Origin of the sequence: Micromonospora qiuiae (genome assembly GCF_016863555.1) — a bacterium.
GTDB lineage: Bacteria > Actinomycetota > Actinomycetes > Mycobacteriales > Micromonosporaceae > Micromonospora > Micromonospora qiuiae.
Window position 1 is genome coordinate 21,317 of sequence record NZ_BOPC01000074.1, and the last position, 18,407, is coordinate 39,723.

15 protein-coding genes are annotated in these 18,407 nt (G+C 69.5%); 4 read left to right on the forward strand and 11 right to left on the reverse strand.

Features of this window, described 5'->3' with window-relative positions; all coding sequences use genetic code 11:
* Nucleotides 1–53: 53 nt before the first annotated feature.
* The 7 genes from Vqi01_RS23330 to Vqi01_RS23360 all read right to left on the reverse strand — a co-directional run bounded on the left by Vqi01_RS23330 (nt 54) and on the right by Vqi01_RS23360 (nt 8,157).
* On the reverse strand, nt 54–1,685 hold the full coding sequence (locus Vqi01_RS23330) for an FAD-binding oxidoreductase (RefSeq protein WP_204036980.1): 1,632 nt from the start codon (nt 1,683–1,685) through the stop codon (nt 54–56).
* A 20-nt stretch (nt 1,686–1,705) separates the two neighbouring features.
* Nucleotides 1,706–3,232, reverse strand: coding sequence for a class I SAM-dependent methyltransferase (locus Vqi01_RS23335; RefSeq protein WP_204036981.1), 1,527 nt, complete (start codon nt 3,230–3,232; stop codon nt 1,706–1,708).
* 23 nt (nt 3,233–3,255) lie between these two features.
* Nucleotides 3,256–4,146 carry a 3-hydroxybutyryl-CoA dehydrogenase gene (locus Vqi01_RS23340; protein WP_204036982.1) on the reverse strand — a complete coding sequence of 297 codons (891 nt, stop codon included), beginning with the start codon at nt 4,144–4,146 and terminating at the stop codon, nt 3,256–3,258.
* Between the two features lie 15 nt (nt 4,147–4,161).
* Entirely contained in the window at nt 4,162–5,169 is a 1,008-nt protein-coding gene (locus Vqi01_RS23345; protein WP_204036983.1) for a 3-oxoacyl-ACP synthase III family protein, read from the reverse strand.
* A 102-nt stretch (nt 5,170–5,271) separates the two neighbouring features.
* Nucleotides 5,272–5,667 carry a nitroreductase family deazaflavin-dependent oxidoreductase gene (locus Vqi01_RS23350; protein WP_204036984.1) on the reverse strand — a complete coding sequence of 132 codons (396 nt, stop codon included), beginning with the start codon at nt 5,665–5,667 and terminating at the stop codon, nt 5,272–5,274.
* 96 nt (nt 5,668–5,763) lie between these two features.
* Nucleotides 5,764–7,020, reverse strand: a complete 1,257-nt coding sequence (locus tag Vqi01_RS23355; protein WP_204036985.1) for an FAD-dependent monooxygenase — start codon at nt 7,018–7,020, stop codon at nt 5,764–5,766.
* A 66-nt stretch (nt 7,021–7,086) separates the two neighbouring features.
* A complete protein-coding gene (locus tag Vqi01_RS23360; RefSeq protein ID WP_204036986.1) occupies nt 7,087–8,157 on the reverse strand; it encodes a terpene synthase family protein in 1,071 nt (356 codons plus the stop codon).
* Nucleotides 8,158–8,386: 229 nt separating this feature from the next.
* Between Vqi01_RS23360 and Vqi01_RS23365 the strand changes: the two genes are divergently transcribed.
* The 4 genes from Vqi01_RS23365 (at nt 8,387) to Vqi01_RS23380 (ending at nt 12,478) form a co-directional block, all read left to right on the forward strand.
* Nucleotides 8,387–9,256 (forward strand): SDR family oxidoreductase, encoded by an 870-nt coding sequence (locus Vqi01_RS23365; protein WP_204036987.1) that lies wholly within the window; start codon nt 8,387–8,389, stop codon nt 9,254–9,256.
* 63 nt (nt 9,257–9,319) lie between these two features.
* On the forward strand, nt 9,320–10,351 hold the full coding sequence (locus tag Vqi01_RS23370; RefSeq protein WP_204036988.1) for a 3-oxoacyl-ACP synthase III family protein: 1,032 nt from the start codon (nt 9,320–9,322) through the stop codon (nt 10,349–10,351).
* A 1-nt stretch (nt 10,352) separates the two neighbouring features.
* Complete coding sequence (locus Vqi01_RS23375) at nt 10,353–12,257, forward strand: HAD-IIIC family phosphatase (protein ID WP_204036989.1); 1,905 nt, start codon at nt 10,353–10,355, stop codon at nt 12,255–12,257.
* On the forward strand, nt 12,254–12,478 hold the full coding sequence (locus tag Vqi01_RS23380) for a phosphopantetheine-binding protein (protein ID WP_204036990.1): 225 nt from the start codon (nt 12,254–12,256) through the stop codon (nt 12,476–12,478). The genes Vqi01_RS23375 and Vqi01_RS23380 overlap by 4 nt, the downstream gene beginning before the upstream one ends.
* A 15-nt stretch (nt 12,479–12,493) precedes the next feature.
* Here Vqi01_RS23380 and Vqi01_RS23385 read toward each other — a convergent pair whose 3' ends face one another.
* The 4 genes from Vqi01_RS23385 to Vqi01_RS23400 all read right to left on the reverse strand — a co-directional run.
* Complete coding sequence (locus tag Vqi01_RS23385; RefSeq protein ID WP_204036991.1) at nt 12,494–13,285, reverse strand: AfsR/SARP family transcriptional regulator; 792 nt, start codon at nt 13,283–13,285, stop codon at nt 12,494–12,496.
* Between the two features lie 189 nt (nt 13,286–13,474).
* Nucleotides 13,475–14,557: an alpha/beta hydrolase gene (locus Vqi01_RS23390; RefSeq protein ID WP_204036992.1), complete on the reverse strand. Its 1,083-nt coding sequence runs from the start codon at nt 14,555–14,557 to the stop codon at nt 13,475–13,477.
* Nucleotides 14,550–15,356: a 2-oxo acid dehydrogenase subunit E2 gene (locus Vqi01_RS31385; RefSeq protein ID WP_204036993.1), complete on the reverse strand. Its 807-nt coding sequence runs from the start codon at nt 15,354–15,356 to the stop codon at nt 14,550–14,552. Before Vqi01_RS31385 ends, Vqi01_RS23390 begins: the two co-directional genes overlap by 8 nt.
* The coding region (locus tag Vqi01_RS23400) for an acyltransferase domain-containing protein (protein WP_204036994.1) at nt 15,353–18,407 on the reverse strand (3,055 nt) is incomplete at its 5' end. The genes Vqi01_RS31385 and Vqi01_RS23400, both read right to left, overlap by 4 nt.

The window sequence follows — 18,407 nt, forward strand, 5'->3', positions numbered from 1 at the left end:
GGGACCGAGGACCGCGCGTGTGCACGGTCCTCGGATTCGTTGGAGGCGGTGGCTCAGCTCGGCAGCTCGATCGAGAGAGCGTGGCGGAACACGTTGAGTGGGTCCCAGCGTGCCTTCACCCGCTGCAGCCTGGGATAGCTGTCCTTGTAGTAGAGGCTGGACCAGGGAATGCCCGAGGTGTTCTGGGTCGGGTCGGCGAGTTCCACGTCGGCGTAGTTGATGAACGACCCATCGGTGATCCCGTTCAACCCCGGGACGCCGCCGGTGTCCGCGTACACGTCCCGGTAGAACGAACGCAGCCAGCCCAGGTTCAGCGAGTCCTGAGCCGGATCGTCCCAGTGGATGGTGTGCAGCGCCTTGAGCACCGAGTCGCGCTGGGGGACGGCGGTCGCGTCCGGTGCCAGGGCGTTGGCCATGCCGCCGTACGCGTTGAATATGACGGCGGCGAGCGGCGCGTTGATGCTCGCGTCCTGCAGGTACCGGTAGGTGACCGCGAGCTGCGCGTCGGTGTAGGACGAGCGCAGGTACGCGCCCTTGGCCTTGTTGCGCCGGCCCACCACGTCACCCGTGTCGGCGTACCCGGCGGCGTTGGTGGACTGGAGCCACGGGTACCGGCGTTCCTGGACGACGACCGGCGCGCCGACAGTGTCGACCACCTCGGCCCGGAACGCGTCCACCATCGCGGCGGAGTCCGACTCGGCCGGGTCGGTGACGACGGTGAGGATCACCCCGGGCGCGGTGTTGATGTGTGCCGCGATCATGTTGGCGCTCAGCCGGATGAACGGCGACGTCGGTGCGCTGTTCCGCTCGTACCAACGGATGTAGTTGCGGACCAAAGCCGAGAACGTCGCCTCGTTCAACGCGGCCCAGGGGAAGATGAAGGTGACGTTGCGGGCTTCCCGCGGCGGCTTCGGCAGCAGCCTGGTCGGGTCGGTGCCGGTGGCGCCCCAGCTGCGCATCCAGTAGCGGGTGACCACGCCGAAGTTGCCGCCACCGCCGCCGGTGTGCGCCCACCACAGTTCGCGGTTGGGGTCGCCGGCGTTTCGGGTGGCGATGACCGTGCGCGGCGTACCCGAGGCGGTCACGGTGACGACTTCGACGGCATAGATGTGGTCGGGGATGATGCCGCTGCGGCGGGCCAGCGCGCCGAACCCGCCGCCAGCGAAGTGGCCGCCGGCGCCCACCGACGGGCAGGTGCCACCGGGTACCGTGACGCCCCAGTCGGTGAACAGTTTTTTGTAGACCTCGCGCAGCGTGGCGCCGGGCTCGACGACGAACGCGTTCCGCGAGGAATCGAAGTACACCCCTGTCATCTGTGACATGTCGACCTGGACCTTGATGGCGGGGTCGGTGACGAAGCCCTCGACGCAGTGACCGCCGCTGCGCACCGCGACCCGCTTGCCGGCGGAGACCGCGATGCCCAACGCCTGCTCGACCTGCTCCGCGTTGTGCACGACGTGCACGTAGTCCGGCTGGCCGATGAATCGCCCATTCCAGGCGCTGACCAGATCCTTGTAGCGTCCGTCGGAGGGCGGGATCGCGACCGGCCGGGGCACCGAGGTCCCGTCCCGCCATTTTGTCAGCGGCGCGGCGGGGGCCGGGGTGCCGGCCAGCAGACCGGCGGTGGTGCCACCGACAGTGGCGGTGCCGGCGAGCACCGCACGACGGCTTATCTTTTTGGTCATCTGGTTTCCCTTGGTGTTTGTCAGTCGCGGTCGCGTACCGCGGTGATGAAGAGGAACGAGCCGGGTGTGTACTGCTCGCGGACCCGCATCCCGGCGGCCGCCAACTGGCCACGCAGCTGTTCCGGGTCGGAGAGGGTCACCGGGACGAGGCCGAACGGCCGGGTCTGGAAGTACCGGTACAGCGGGTCCAGCGATGGCCGGAACGTCATCAGCGTGAACGTGCCGCCCGGTCGCAGGCAGCGGCCCACCTCGGCGATGGCCGGTGCCGGGTCGGGCAGCGACTGGAGGGCGTTCCAGCAGTTGACTGCGCCCAGCGAGGCGTCCGTGAAGGGCAGCGCCAGGGCGTTGCCACGGACCCCGAAGACCTCAGGCAGCCCGCGCCGCGTCTCCTCCATCATCGCCCGGGAGAGGTCCAGCGCGATCACCCGGTCGGCGCCGAAGGTCTCCGCGAGCACGGAGGTCCACCGCCCGGTGCCCGCGGCCAGGTCGAGGATCGGACCGTCCACCGGCCGTACGTGGGTGCGGAGGTACTCGTCCTCTCCGGACACCGTGACTTCGCCGTCCCAGTTCGAACCCTTCCAGCGCAGGAACGCCGGCCGGATGTCGCTGTACCGCCGCGGCACGGTCCGGGTCATTGGATCGAAAGCGTCACCGGCTCCGGCGGACAGGTCGAGGTAACCGTCGACGACCGGATGCCGCACGCCGCATCCCGTGCACGTCGCCGCGGCGTTCGACACCTGGAGCGGCGCATGGCAGGAGGGGCAGCGCAGCGCCGCCCCGTGCCCGCCGAGCGGGTCAGCCTCGGCGGCTGTGACGCCTTCCACCGTGGGCAGCGTCAGGTCCGGCTCCGGCCCGCCGACGACGGCACCGCGCTCGCAGGTCCAGAACGCCCGGGCACCGGAGTAGGCGAGCAGGGACTGGGTGTCCAGGGTCCAGGCCAGCGCGAGCTGCTCGGCCGGAAGCTGGCGCATCCACTGCCGGTCGAAGTCGCGGTCCGCCTCGTCCAAGGAGGACCACACGGCGGGGTACGGCCAGACCCGGGTGACCGCCGGGTCGTCGGCGTCCAAGGGCTTCAGGCACCGCTCCAGCCGGCTGAGGTCCTCCTCACCAAGGTCGATTTTTCCGGCCACCGCGAGAATCTCCTCGCGGTCCTCGGGAAAATGGGCGACCAGGAACAGCAACGCCTGGCGAATCGGCTCGTCGGCCGCGGCCTCGGCCGTACCCAGCAGCAGTTCGAGGTAACCTGGCAATCGACTGTGAACGGCCTGACGGACGCTCGCCGCCTCGGCCGACGGCGCGCTGGCCTCAGCGAGCAGCCCGAGCAGCAGGGCCAGCCGCGCCCGCTGCGCTGGCGCGGGGGCGGTATCGAGCGCCGCGACCAGCGCCGGGACGGCGTCCGGGGCCGCGGCGGTGACCGTGCCAGCCTCCCAGACCTTGGCGGCCAGTCGCCGGAACTCCTCCCCGAGGCGGTCGGGGGTGGCCCGGACGAACGACTCGACCAGGTTGGCGACCGGAGTGTCGGCCTTACCACTGTCCAATGCAGTCACTGATTTCCCCTCAGGCTCGCGGCTCACGCGGCGGCCGGCATCGGGACGCCGGCTCGGCGATAGTCATGGAAACCCATCCCTGACTTGCGACCGAGCAACCGTGCTTCGACCATCCGCAGGAGCAGGGGCGGTGGCGAGTACAGCGGCTCCTTGAATTCGTCGTACAGCGCGGACGCGATGGCCGCGGTGGTGTCCAAACCGATCAGGTCGGCAAGGCTGAGCGGCCCCATCGGGTGCGCGCAGCCCAGCGTCATGGCACGGTCGATTTCCTGCGCCGTGGCGTACCCGGACTCCAGCATCCGGATGGCCGACAGCAGGTACGGGATGAGCAGAGCGTTGACCACGAAGCCCGCCCGATCGCGGCACCGGATTGCCTGCTTGCCGAGTGTGTCGGTGACGAACCGCTCGGTCTGGTCGAGCACGTCCGCGTCGGTCAGCAGCGAGCCGACGAGCTCGACCAGTGGCATCGCGCTCACGGGGTTGAAGAAGTGCACACCGACCACACGCCCTGGGCGTTCGGTCGCGCAGGCCAACCGCACGATCGGTATCGAGGAGGTGTTCGTGGCCAGGATGGCGTCGTCCCGTGTCACGCTTTTGTCCAGCTTCGCGAAAAGCTCCACCTTGGCCGACTCCCGCTCCACGATCGCCTCGACGACCAGATCTCGGTCGGCCATGCCGTCCAGGTCGCAGGTGTAGGTGACGCTGTCGACCACGCGCTCGCGCTGATCTTCGGTGAGCTGTCCCTTCCGTACCTGCCGGTCGACGAGGTCTGTGAGTCGTTGACGGGCGGTGCGGGTGGAGCCGGTGGTGGTGGTCACCACACGCACGTCGAGTCCGGCCCGCGCACAGGCTTCGGCTATGCCGGTGCCCATGAGGCCGGACCCGATGACACCAACGCGTTCGACGGATCTCATTTGTAGCCTTTCTCGTCAGGCGGACGCGACCGGGTCGTACCAGCGCAGCAGGCAAGCGCCGATCGACATGCCGCCGCCGAAACCGGCGAGCAGGACCAGGTCGCCGTCCTTGAGTTCGTTTGCGCGGTTGGCCTCGTCGAGGGTCAGCGCCACTGACGCGCTGCCCGCGTTGCCGTACCGCTCGAGCGTGCGGTGGATCCGTGCGGTGGTCAGCCCGGCGTTCTGCACGAGCTCGTCGACCAGTACTCCGTTGGCCTGGTGCGGGACGAAATGGTCGACGTGCTCGACACCGAGACCGTTGCGTTCCAGCAGTTCTGCCAGCAGTGGCGGCACTTGCTTCACCGCGAACTCGCGGACCTGGCGACCCTCCATGCGGAAGAAGTGGTCGCCGTCGGCGACCGTCTGCACCGAGGGCGGACGGCGGCTGCCGCCGGCCTCCACGCGGATCAGGTGATGCGCCTCGCCGGAGCCACGCAGGTGTAGGCCGATCAGCCCACGCGAGTCCGGTACCGCGCCGACCACGGCGGCGCCGGCCCCGTCGCCAAAGAGCACTGCGGTCCGCCGGTCGCTGAAGTCGAGTATCCGCGAGTAGATGTCGGCCGCGACCACCAGCGCGATGGCGTTGGGCCGTGCGGCGACGAGCGCCTCGGCCACCGCGAGGCCATAGACGAAGCCGCTACAGACCGCGTTGATGTCGAAGCAGGCGGCGCTCTCGGCGCCCAGCGCGTTCTGGACCAGGTGCGCGGTGGGTGGCTGGGGCGAGTCACCGGTCGAAGTCGAGACGATGAGGTAGTCGACCTGGGCCGGGCTGATTCCGGCCTGGTCGAGGGCCCGGCGCGCGGCGTGCGTGGCGAGATCCGAAGTGGCCTCGTGGTCGGCCGCGAACCGGCGATGCCGAATCTGGGTCTTGGTGGCGATCCAATCCGAAGTCACGCCAACGCGGGCCGCTATCACTTCGTTGGAAACGGAGTTCTCGGGAAGATATGAACCGGTTCCCAATATCCCGACGGAACGTCCCACCATTGCGTATGACCTCCCGGTGGAGTTCGACACGCGTAGGTTAAGGAGATCCGTCCCCCTACTGCCAACCCCTAACCGGGGTGCGGTGAATGCGGGGGCTACGGGTCAATTGACGCGGTCGAGCCGGAATACCGGATGCTGTGCGTGGTCGGGCATGCGCTCGAAGAAACGTGCGGACTGCTTGCCCCATTTGGCCCGATAGGCATCGACTATCGGGGCGCCTTCCTGGAGCGGAAGCTCGGTCACCCGGTACTCCGTGCGACCCCATCCTTTGCGGACGGTGCATCGCCCGGCCGCGCGCAGGTTGCGTGCCCACTCGGTGTTGCCCCGCAGGGCCACGATGTACCGCTCGCCACCATGCTCGAGGATGTTCAGCGGCACCCGCTGAACCTTGCCGGTGCGGCGGCCAGCCACCTCCAGCGTCGCCCCGCCGAGAGCTGTCATGGCGGGGTTGAACACGCGGATCGCGAACCAGCTCGGACGCCAGTAACGATCGGCCACCTTAGTTACCTCCGAGCATCGACAAGGGTGCCTGGTGAGCGGCACCGTACAAACTAGCGCATGCGTCGGTGACGCGTCGGTGACACCCGGCCACGGTCAGACCGGAACGACCTGTCGTACGTCCGCCGGATCGATCGGGAACGGCTCCGACATCATCTTGGGGGCCAGCACGTACTTGGCCGGCGTCATGTTCATCGTCAGGTACCGGTTGCGTCGCAGCCAGGTACCCAGCCGGGTGGTCGCCACCATGCTGGCCTCGTTGCGGGTCTGGAACCGGGTGACGAAAGCCTTGTGCTTGCGCCGCTTCGCGATCCAGTCGGCGAAGGTGGCGGCGGGCACGGTGCCATCGCCGCTGGAGCGGCGCAGGGCCGTGTCGAGGACGGGGGCCAGGGTGACCGCGTCCTGCAGGGCGAGGTTGATGCCTTGCCCGAGGATCGGAGTGACCGTGTGCGATGCGTCGCCAATCAGTAGCAGCCCGTCCCGGGCCCACTGGTCGACCTCGGCGGTGAAGATCTCCAGGAAGCTTGTGTCGTCCCAGCTGCGCACGTGCTTGTCCATCAGGGGACCGAGTCGCGGGTCCAGTTGAGCGACGATCTGCTTGACGGAGGGAAGCCCTGCCTGGCGCCATGCCCCCAGCGCCTTCTTGGGCAGGTTGGTCGCGATCCGCAGGCCGTCCGGGAAGGTGGGCATCACCACGACGTGCCGGTCCCGCTCCACGAAGAAGTCGGTGCGGTGCGCCCAGCCTTCCGGCCGGGGGACCCGGAACCAGAGCACGTCGCGGTCCATCGGGGTGACCTTGGCCTCGAACCCGGCCGCCTTGCGGACCCTGGAGAACCGCCCGTCGGCGCCGATGACCAGGCGGGCGCGAACGGGCACCTTCTCGCCACCCTTGCCGCGTAGCACCGCGCCCTTGACGACGCCGTTCTCCTCGAGCAACTCGGTCACCGTGGTCCCGAACACGACCTGGAAGCCGGGCTCCTGAGCCGAGGAGCGGTAGACGATGTCCAGCAGAGCCGGCTGGGGAATGTCGATCGGCGTCTCGCCGCACTTGAACCGGCGGTAGTCCAGGTCGAGGACCTTGCGTCCCTCCATCTGGATGACCAGCCGCTCGGTGGGGATGTAGCCGTGCTCCTCAAGGGCAGGGCCGAACCCGAGCTGCTTGAGGATCACCACCGACGGGCCGAGCACGGTGTCGCCCCGGAACGTTCGTTCGAGGGTGGCCTGCTTCTCCACCAGCAACACTCGGAAGCCACGGCGGGCCAGCAGGCAGGCCAGGAAGGCGCCTGCCGGGCCTCCACCTGCCACCAACACGTCCGTGGAGTCGGGCAGACTGGTCGAGCCGGTGATGGTCATTGCGCCCTCCCTGCGAGTCAGAAAGTGCCCTGAACGCTAGGCTGGCGCGCGCTGCCGGTAGAACCCCTAGCCGCCCCTAAGCGTGGAGGGCCTTCCTTGCTCGGCGCCCCGCGTGCGGAACGATGCCACCGGTGTGTCCAGGCTCAGCCAGCCGCAGGTGGTGCCGTCCCAGACCGCGCCGTCGCCGAGGTTGCGCGACGTCAGGTGCTCATGTTCCTGGTTGCCGGCGATGAGCTGGTCAAGCCCGATGAGGTAGGCCCGTACGTCGGCTCGGTTGCCCACCGGTGCGGCGAGGATGCGGCTGCGCGCGGTGATGTACGCCCGTTCGTGGTACTCGATCAGCTCGCACAGCCGGTTCACGGCGGCCTGCAACGGCAGGCCGTCCTCTTCGAGCAGGATCCGGATCGCGGTCAGTTGGCCAGGCTGGTCGTGCAGCCGCCGCCAGGACAGCAGGTCGCGTACCAGGATCAGGTGCCACCTGGTGTGTTCGTGCGTCTCGGCCAACACGGGCGAGCCGATGAACTCGCTCATGTCGACCCCGGCGGCGTACTCGGTGAGAAGCTCGAGGAAGCCGCAGCCGTGCTGCGACACCCGGGCCGCCATCCGGTCCTGCAGGCCCAGCCGTTCGCCAGGTGAAGCCGAGGGAAGCGCGAGTTCCGGCACGTGACGGTTGGCGACCATTTCCACGATCTTCGCGAACCGTTGCACTTGCGCGCCGGTGAGTCCGACGCTGATCCGGCTCCACAGACTTCTGGCCGCGCATCCGTACGGCGACGGCTCGTCGCCGGAGCCGCTCTGCGGGCCCACGACGATTTCCTGCACCACCTGGCTGACATGGTGGGCGGCCTCGTCGGCGGGACGGTCCGCGGCGAGGCGTTCGAGCGCCGCGATGAACTGGTACCAGTCGGCGACGTTCTGCGCGCGATCTTCCTCGGCGTCCGGTACCACCAGCGGCCCGTAAAGCCCGTTGCGTTGCCGCAGGAAGCACATCAGGTCGTCTTCGCTGGCGAAGCACCCTCCCATGCACCGGCGCACCCAACCGTTCGAAGCGATCTCGATCTGGGCGGCCTTGGGGTGGTAGCCAACCGGCAACAGGCGAGGCAACTCCGGAAGAAAGAACTCCCTCGGGCCGGCCATAAAAACCTCCGCCACATGAACGCGCATCAATCAGTATCGCGCTCGGTGGACAACTGCGTGAGCTGATGAGCAGTTATCCTCAACCGATCATTGGCGGATCGCCAACCCTTACCCACCCCTATTATTCGAGCCTGGCGGCGGACATGTTCGCTGCCCTACCCTGGCGTACCGAAAAGCCATCGCAGTGTGCCGCGAAAATGTTACGAGCGGGAATCCAAGAGGGGACAAGATGGAAGGTGCGGACAAGTACGCGGTCGTTACTGGCGCGTCGACCGGGATCGGTCGAGCCACGGCCCTTCGACTCGCCAGCGACGGCTACCGGGTCTTCGCCACGGTCCGCCAGGCGACCGATGGCGACGCCCTGCGAGCGGTGGCCGGCGATCGTCTCGTCCCGATTCAGATGGATCTGACCGACCCGGACCAGATCGCCGAGGCTACCGGCGAAGTGCTGGCGCGGCTTGCCGGCCGCGGGCTGGACGTCCTCGTCAACAGCGCCGGCATCTCGGTGTTCCGGCCGATCGAGATGGTCTCCGGAGAGCACCTGCGCCGGCAGTTCGAGGTCAACGTCACCGGACCGGTGGCCGTCACGCAGGCCCTGCTGCCCGCGATCCGCGCGGTCCGCGGCCGACTGATCATCATCGGTTCCGTGTCGAGCCGGTTGACGATGCCCTTCTCCGGGCCGTACTCGGCCTCCAAGAAGGCGCTACTGGCGGTCACCGAGGCGTTGCGGATGGAGCTCGCGCCCTGGGGTATCCGGGTTGTCCTGGTGGAGCCCGGCGCGATCCGGACCGCTGCGTCCGAGAAACTGGGCCGGGACGCGGTGGTGGCGCTGGACGAGTTCGGCCCGGAGGGGCGGGACCTCTACGGCGACGGCTTCCGGAAGGTGGCCGACCGGGTGGTGGCCGACAGCGGCAAGGGCAGCGCCCCCGAGGTTGTCGCCGAGGTCGTGTCCCGGGCGGCCCGCAGCTCCCGGCCCCGACTCCGCTACCCGGTCGGTCGGCAGGCCCGCACCTTCGGGCTGCTGGCCAAGCTGCCGGCCGGCCTGCTGGCCACGATCAGCCTGAAAGCGCTCGGCCTGCCCACGCAAGGCGGGCGTTAGGTCGAATTTAGCCCCGCCCTCAACGATTTCTGGTGCACACGCGTCTGGCGGCAGGAGGCCAGGATGGAAAATCCAGACATTCACGTCCGCTCGGTGGGCACGATTCTGCCGGGTGCACCCGTCACCAACACGGACCTGGCTCGCCACTTCGACATGACGGCGTCGTTCGAGCAGTGGATCGACACGTTCGTCGGCACCAGCACCCGCCACTTCGCGTTCGACCTGGGCACCGGCAAACGGCTGTACTCGCTGGCGGATCTCGCCACCGAGGCGGGGGAGCGGGCGCTGGCCGGGGCCGGGATAGGCCCGGACGACCTCGACCTGATCGTACTCGGTACATGGTCGCCGGACCTGCTGATACCCGCAACGGTAAACGTGGTCGCCGACCGCCTCGGCGCCAACCGGCTGGCCACCTTCCAGCTGCAGTCCGGCTGCGCCGGCGCGATCCAGGCTCTGGACGTGGCGCACCAGCTGCTGCTGGGTAGCCGGCACCGCACGGCGCTGGTGATCGGGGCGGACACCTGCGCCAAGCACTACCGAACCGACCTCGACCTGCGCACCATGGAACCGGCGCGGCTGATCAACACGGTGCTCTTCGGCGATGGGGCGGGCGCGACGGTACTCAGCCGGGAGCCCGGACCGGGCTCGGCGGTGCTGCGCCGGGTCTCGGTGCAGATGGTCGGCCTCGGCCGGCCGCCGGGCCAGACCGCGGAGTGGTTCGGCTGGGGCGACCAAATTCCGGACCATCTGCCGATCAGCGAGGACTACAAGGCGATCGAGGAGCACGTCCCAACGCTGACCGTGGAGATGTTCCAGGAGCTACTCGACGACCTCGGCTGGGTCGAGGACGAGGCTGACTACCTGCTGCCGCCGCAGCTGTCCGGGCAGATGACCGACCGGATCACCGCGCGGCTGGACATGCCGCACCTGCACGAGGTCTCCTGCGTCCGACAGACCGGCAACATGGGCAACGCGCTGCCGTTCTTCCAGCTCGAGCGGGTCTTGCCGATGATGACCGCGGGCGACCGGGCGCTCGGCCTGGCAATCGAGTCGAGTAAGTGGATCAAGGCCGGATACGCGCTGGAGAAGATCTGAGGTGCCGACCACCGAACCACCAAGCGCCCAGGGTGAGGCCGAAGATCGGCTGCGGCACCTGCACAGGTCAGGCGTACTCGCGCAGGGGTACCCGTCGCTGCCCTCGCTGCTGGAAGCGCTGCCGGAATCCCGGCTCAGCTGGGCCGGGCAGCTGATCGGTCGGGTCGACCCGGACGACGTGCTGAAACAACACCCGGACACGCCCGTCCTCACCGTGGGCATCACCGGACACGGCACGCTCGCGGAACTGGTGCCGTCACTCACCGCCGAGTTCGCCCGGCACGGCCTCCTGATGCGCCGGTCCATTGGAGACTTCGGCCAGTACGTCAACGATCTTTCTACTCCGGACAGTCACCTGTACGCCCGTGGAAGTCAGCTGGTCCTCTGCCTGCTCGACCCGATGGTGGTCTTCGACGAGGTGCCTGTCCCGTGGTCCGTCGAGGACGTCGAGAAAGCGCTGGAGGAGAAGCTGCGGCTGATCGGCTGGCTGGTGGGCCGATTCGCCGAACACCGCCAGGCGACGCTCGTGCTGAACACTCTCCCGCTGCCCCGGCGGTTCTCCGCGCAGCTCGTCGACCACCGGTCCCGGGCGCGGCTGGGCGTGGCCTGGCGCAGTGCCAACGTCGCTCTGCTCCGCCTCGCCGACCAGCACGCCAACCTGGTGGTGCTGGACCTCGATCCGCTCCTGGCGGAGGGCGTCGCCGCCGACGACATCCGGCTCAGCATGTACGCCAAGGCGCACTTGGCCCCCGCTCTGCTGGCCCGCTACGCCCGCGAGATCGGGCACCTGGCTCGCCACCTGCTCGGCCGGACGAAAAAAGTGCTGGCGCTCGACCTGGACGGCACGCTCTGGGGCGGCGTGCTCGGCGAGGACGGGCCGGAGGGCGTCGAGGTGGCCGGCGGTTACCGCGGCGACGCGTTCCAGGCCTTCCAGCGGGCGGCAAAGCAGCTCGCCGCGCAGGGCGTGCTGCTCGCCGCGGTGAGCAAGAACGACGTCGAACCCGTACGCGCCATGCTCAGCAATCATCCCGACCTGACCCTGCGGGAGGGCGACTTCGTACGGGTGACCGCGAACTGGGAGCCGAAGCCGGGCAACCTGCGGGAGACCGCTGAGGCGTTGAACCTGGGAGTGGACAGCTTCGTCTTCGTCGACGACAGCCCGTACGAGTGCGGAATGGTGCGCCGGGAACTGCCCGAGGTCGCGGTGCTGGCGGTGAACGACGATCCGGCACTGCACCTGGAGCGGTTGCTGCGCGACGGCTGGTTCGACGTGCGGGACGTGACGGTGGACGACCGGGCCCGCCCGGCGCGCTACCGAGACGAGGTCGCCCGAGGTGACTTCCTGCGCGACTTCGACTCCATTGAGGACTACTTGCGCGAGCTGGGCGTCCGGGTCACCCTGGCGCCGGCGGCCTCGGCCGAGATAGGCCGGATATCGCAGATCACCCTGCGAACCAACCAGTTCAACCTGACCACGACGCGGCTACAACCGGCGGAGGTGCGGACGTACGCGGAGGATCCGGCGCGGCGCGTGTTTGCCATCCGCAGTAGCGACAGGTTCGGCGACAACGGGCTCGTCGGAGCGATGTTCACGCGCCGTGAAGCGGACGACGTCCAGATCGACAACTTCCTGCTGAGCTGCCGGGTCTTCGGCCGGGGGATCGAACAAGCCTGTCTTGCCGCGCTGCTCCGGCAGGCTCGTGACGGCGGCGCGAACGCGGTCATCGGCAGCTACCGGCCGACCGCGAAGAACGCTGGCGTCAAGGACCTCTACTCCCGCTACGGGTTCCAGCGGGTGGCGGGTCCGGAGGGAGACACCGCTTGGTTCCGGCACGACCTGACCGTGCTGCCGGCGGTGCCGGAGTACGTGTTGCTCACCGAAACCCCTGAGGATGGAGCGCTGTGAAGACCATCGACGACTTCGTCACCTTGCTTCGTGACGAGATGGGCCTGGACATCGCGGCGGCGGACGCCGCACGCGGCTTCGACGAGCTGCCCGGCTGGGACTCGGTGCACCTGCTGTCCCTGCTCGCTCTCCTGGAGCGGACCACCGGTCGCCAGGTGCCGCTGCCCGCGGTGCTCGAAGCGCCAAGTCTGGAAAGCGTCTACCAGCTGTACACGGGCTGAGCCCGGGCCGGCCTTTCAGGCGGCGGCCCGGGCGATGACGGTGGTCTCCGCGTCCAGCCGGTCGTCAGCGGCCAGGATCATCCGCTGCAGATCCTGAAGCGCCCGGCACGGCTCGAGCCCGAGTTCCTCGCGAAGGACCTGGCGGGCCGACTGGAAGAGCCGCAGCGCGTCAGCGGTTCGCTCCGAGCGGTACAGGGCCAGCATCAGCTGCCGATAGAAGGCTTCCCGCATGGGGTGCCGGGCGATCAGCCCGTAGAGCGGTGCGATCAGCTCCCGGTGCCGGCCGAGTTGCAGCCGAGCCTCGACCAGCATCTCGTCGCACTCGAGGCGGACCTCGTCCAGCGACACCGCGCATCCGGCCAGGATCGGCCCGGTGAAGGCGTCGTCGAGCAGACGACCGCGCCACAGGCTCAGCGCGCCCTCCAGCACGTCGCAGGCGGTGTCGAAGCGCTGATCCCGCAGCAACTGCCGGCCGTCCTCGGCCAATTGCAGAAACAGCTGGGCGTCCAGTTCGTCGTCACCGAGGTTGAGGAGGTAGCCGGGCGGCCGGGTGACGATGGGACTGGCCCCCGTACCAGTGGCGTCGCCGAGCAGTTTGCGCAGCTGCGAGACGTAGACGTGCAGGCCGGCGGTTACCCGCCGAGGCGGCCGCTCGCCCCATATCTCCGCGATGAGTTGGTCGTGCGTGACCACCTCTCCCGCCCGGACGAGCAGTACCGTGAGCAGGGTTTCGACCTTCCGGCCGCGCACGCTGCTCTGCGTCGCACCATCTATCACCCGCAATGGACCCAGGATTTCATACCTCACGTGTCCTCCATCGTGTGAGCTAAGTGGACACCGTGCAGCACGCTCCGTGCGGCAGCTATGGATCCAAGCTATGGCGCGGCGTCATGATCTGGTACCCCTAAGCCCCCCCTGCTCGCGCACCCCGCTGCGAGACGGAAACAAATCGGCAACCCGGCTGATCGCTGCCGGGTTGCCGAGTGCCCCCGGGCGTCAGGCCGGGGGTCGTATCAGGCGTCCACGAGCCTGAACGACCGGCCACAATGCCTCGATGAGCAGGCGGTGAACGTCGCGCGCTCCGGCCATCCGCAGCAGCGAGCGTATGACGAAGACCTGAGTCTGCTGCCAGTAGCGTGGCGCGGCGTGCACGTCGTCGTGGGAGAGAATGTGGACGTTCGTCAGGTACCGGCGCAACGCTACGGTGTCCGACTGCGGGATGATTTCGTCCCGCAAACTGGCGACATAGGACACCGGAATCCCAACTGTGGAGAGCCCTCGTGGGGGCAGCGCCCAGTCCCGCAGGTGCTCGAAGAGCTGGTCGCGGTCGACTCCGGTGAGATGCGCCAGCGTGTCGCCGGTCAGCTTGGGGATCTGCCGGTGCCACGCCCGATCGGCGAAGAACTTGATCAGCGGCGTGCCCGCCGAGACGATGCCCTTGATGCGGGCGTCCTCCATCGCGGCGCGCAGCGCCAGGTGACCGCTGAAGCTGAACATCAGCGCGTACGTGCGAGACACGTCGGCCCGGTCGGCGACGGCGTCCAGGAGGGCCGGCAGCATTTGCCAGCTGTCGCCGTCGTACGGCATTGTGTTCTCGCCCGTGCCGGGCATCTCGGTGGCGATCGCGGCCAACCCTAGTCGTTTGAGCACCGGCAGGCTCTGCGCCCACTGCTCTTTGACGGCGACGATCCCGCCGCTGAGCACCACCAGCGGTCGGCGCTCGGTCGCCGACAGGCCGCTCTGCCACGCCCGGATCACGCCACTCTTGAACTTCACCTCCAGCGGGTGGATGTCCTTGCCGGTCCGCCATTTGTCGAAAGTCCGAAGTAAGCCGTCTTGCGCCTCCTGTCGGGCTGGACCATCGACAAAGGGAAATCGGGCCATCACGTAGCGTCGCAGGGCGTCCTGCTGCGCGCCTCGCCGCTCCAGCCGGCTGGCCTCGGTCGACCACTCGTGCACCCAGGAGCCCGGTCCCGTGCCGTCGTTGCGGATTCGGTCCAGCACCTCCTGGTGCCGCTGAAGCCGCTGCGTGCGGGCGTGCGCGCCGACGTACTGCTTGAGTTCGGTCAGGTCATGCACGGGACACCGCCTCATCTGTCGAGAGCACGGGCTCCGCGGCGTCGTCCGCGGAGAACTCTTCCAGGCTGGCCTTGATGTCGGCCAGTACGTCCGCGGCCTCCGCTCCGTCGATCACCCGGTGGTCGAAGGTGAGGCTCAGCCGCATCAGCGGGGCCACGGCGACCTGCCCGTCCCGAACCACAGGGCGGTCCGCGACCTGGCCGAGTCCAAGCGTGATCGTGGTACCGCCGGTGGAGTAGAAGCCGTCCACCGGCCGGTGCCCGAGCGAGGTGACCGCGAACGTGCCGAAGATCGACGGACGCATCGACAGCGAACGGGCACCCAGCCCGAACAACAGGTTGCGTATGGGCCACGGAATCCGGTACAGCTTGCGGACCCGGGCGTACTCCCGCATGGTTTCCGGGTCACCGTCGCGATAGTGCTCGATGCGTTCCTGGATTGAATCGAGGTCGCGGCGGTCCAGGTCCGCGATCACGGCCGACATCACGATGCGCTGGCCGTTGACTCTTTTGTCCATGGTGAACTTGCCGCTCACCGACTCGTACCGAGCAACCTTGGGCATCGCGTGCCCACGGATCGCGGCGTTCGCCTCCGGATGGCGCGCGAGCACCCGGGCGGCGGAGTGCAGCACATACGCCACCGTGGAGTAGTGGCGACCAGTGGACCGGGCCGCCGCCCGGTGCTGACGCACACGCGTCATGTCCACGTCGGTGTCCAGGAAGACCGGCGCGAAGCTGCGGATGTGGTCGAGGAACATCTGTGTCGGCCGGCGTTCCGGCGCGATCGGTCGTTGCTTCATGCGCTCTTCTCCGGTGTGGAGGCGGTGGTCATCGCTGTCCTTCCTGCGTGGTTGTCTCCCAGCACCTCGTCGCCGGGCGCCAGGGTGGCGTGAACGGCCCGGGTCAGCGCCAGCGGCGTCGGGTAGTCGAAGATCAGCACAGGGGGCAGGTCGATGCCCGCCTGTCGCATTCGGTTGCTCAGCTCCAGCGCGGTGAACGAGGAGAAGCCCAGGTGCAGCAGGTTCTCCTCGGTCTCCACCGCGTCCGGCGAGGGCAGGCCGAGTACCGCTGCCACCTGGCCGCGCACGAACTCGAGCAGGATCAGTTCCCGCTCGGCGTGCGGGGCGGTGGCCAGCCGGTGAGCCAGATCGCCGTCCGGGCAGCGGTCCACGCCATCCGGCTGACCGCCGGGGTTCGCCAGCTCCGCGAAGAGCCGGCTGTCGCGACGGCCGTTGAGGTGCGGGGCCACGGTCGGCCAGTCGATGTCAGCCACCACGACCGAGCCGGCCGCGGCGTCACCCGCACGGGCCAGCGCCCGGATGGCCAGTTCCGGCGTGACCGGCCGTAGGCCCAGCTGAGCCAGCGCCTCGCCGTCGGTACCGGCGCCGTCGGCCAGTGGCCCCCAGGCCACGCAGAGCGCCGGCCGGCCCGCCAGCCGACGGAGCGCGGCGACCCCCTCCACGTATGCGTCTGCGGCCGCGCGCCCGGTGAGTCCAGGCACGCCGAGTACGCCGGACGCCGAGCAGAACAGCACGAATGCGGACAGATCCAGATCGGCGGAGAGTTCGTGCAGGTTGAGCGCCGCCCGCCCGTCCGCGGCCGGGTCGACCCCCTCGGCGTGCACGATGGCGGTGATGTCGTGCTCGTCGGCAACCCGGGCGAGCAGGGCCGCGAGGGCGTTGCGATCCGCCGGCAGGCACTCGGCGACGTCGGTCTTCGCGCCGATCCGGGCCAGTTCGGCCTCCAGCGCGGCGACCTCCGGCGCGTCGGCGTCCGGCACCGTGAGTACGAGGTGCTCCGCGCCCTGCTCGACAAGCCACCGCGCGGCGTGCCGGCCGGCTGTGGTCGTCGCGCCGGTGACGAGTACCGTGCCGCGCGGAACCCATACCGGCCCGGTACCGGGCGGGACGTCGCGCACCAACCGGCGGCCGTAGATCCCCGACGCGCGCAGAGCCACCTGGCTCTCCTCGCCGGCGACGGCTTCGGCGAGCCGGCGGAGCACGGCCTGGTCGGGCGCCGGCGGCAGGTCCACGATGCCGCCCCACCGTGCCGGGAGCGCCGCCGCGAGCGTCGCCGCGGCTCCCCAGAGCGCGGACTGCACCGGGTCGACGGCGGCGTCCGTGGCGATCGCGGCGACGCCGCCCAGCGTGGCCAGCCACAGGACGCCGCCGATGCCGGCCTGCTCCAGCAGGTCGGCGAGTCGCTCCTGGACCGCCGGCAGCCGCTCGTCCGCGGCTAGGCAGAGCAGCGACAGGACGCCCCGGATCGGGCCGGCACCGGCCACGGCGTCGCGCAGGGAGTCTTCGAGCGCGCCGGGATCCGACTCGGCTGGATCGATTGTTGCGGTGACCACCGTCGCGCCGGCCGCGCCCAACGCCGGCGTCACCGCGTCGGTCACCGATGCGACCGGGTCCGCCGCCCCGGCCGGTCGGACCAGCAACCAGGTCCCGGCGAGCCCCGCCGCCGGCGAGGCGGCCAACGGCCGCCAGGCAGTCCGGTAGAACCAGTCGAAGTGCCGGCGCCAGGCGGACAGCGCCGGCAGCAGTTCGCCCAGCGCGGCGCGCTGTTCGGGCGGGAGGCCCAGCATCGACGCCAGCGATTCGGCGTCGCGGCCGGTGACCGTGGCCCAGAACTCGGCGGTGACACCGTCCCCGTCCGTGCCGTGCGCGCGCGGGGCGTCCGGCGGAAACACCCAGTACCGCTGGCGCTGGAACGGGTACGTGGGCAGTTGGCCCGGCGGTACGGCGGGTCCGGGGCCGAGCACCGCCGGCCAGTCGACGGGCAACCCGGCCGTATGCAGCTCGGCGAGGGCCGTCAGCGCGGCGCGCGCCTCGGGCCGCCGGGCGCGCAGCATCGGCACCGTCAGGATCGGTCCCGCCCGCCCCGCGAGCGTGTCGTGCGCGAGGGAAGCCAGAACCGCGTCCGGACCGACCTCCAGGTAGGTCGTGACGCCCTGCTCGTACAGCGCGCGTACCCCGTCGTGGAACCGGACGGCCGCGCGGACCTGCCGGACCCAGTAGTCCGGGTTGGTGATCTCCCCGGCGGCGATCGGCCGGCCGGTGACGTTCGAGATGATCGGAATCGTCGGCGGGTGGTACTCGAGGTCGGCGATCGCGGCACCGAACGAGTCGAGCATCGGATCGATGTGCGGGGAGTGGAAAGCGTGGCTGACCGCCAGCTTTCGGATTCTGCGCCCTTCGCCCTTCCAGTGCGCGCCGATCCGTTCCACCACGTCCTGGTCGCCGGAGACGACCACCGCCCGCGGCCCGTTGACCGCGGCGATCGCCACCCGTTCATGCTCGCCGTCGAGCAGGGGCAGGATCTCCGCTTCGGTCGCCTCGATGGCCACCATCGCGCCGGTCGCCGGCAACGCCTGCATCAGCCGACCCCGCTCCGCGACGAGCCGGGCCGCGTCGGGCAGGCGGAGCACCCCGCTCACGTGGGCCGCGACGAGCTCGCCGATCGAGTGGCCGATGAGGTAGTCGGGCCGGATCCCGTAGGACTCGATGAGCCGGTAAAGGGCCACCTCGAAGGCGAACAGGGCCGGCTGCGTGTACCGGGTCTGGCTCAGCAGCTGCGCCTGCGGACTCCCGGGAGCCGCGAACAGCAGCTCGCGCAGCGGGGTGTCCAGGTGCGGGTCGAGGTGCGAACACACTTCGTCCAAGGCGGCGGCGAACACGGGAGCGAACTCGTACAGTTCCCGGCCCATTCCCGGGCGCTGGCTGCCCTGCCCCGTGAACAGGATGGCCGTCTTCCCCTCCACCACGGCCTTACCGGTCACCACTGTGGAGGCCAGCTCGCCGCGTCCGAGCGCGGCCAAACCGCTCAGCAGTGCCTCCCGCTCCGAGGCC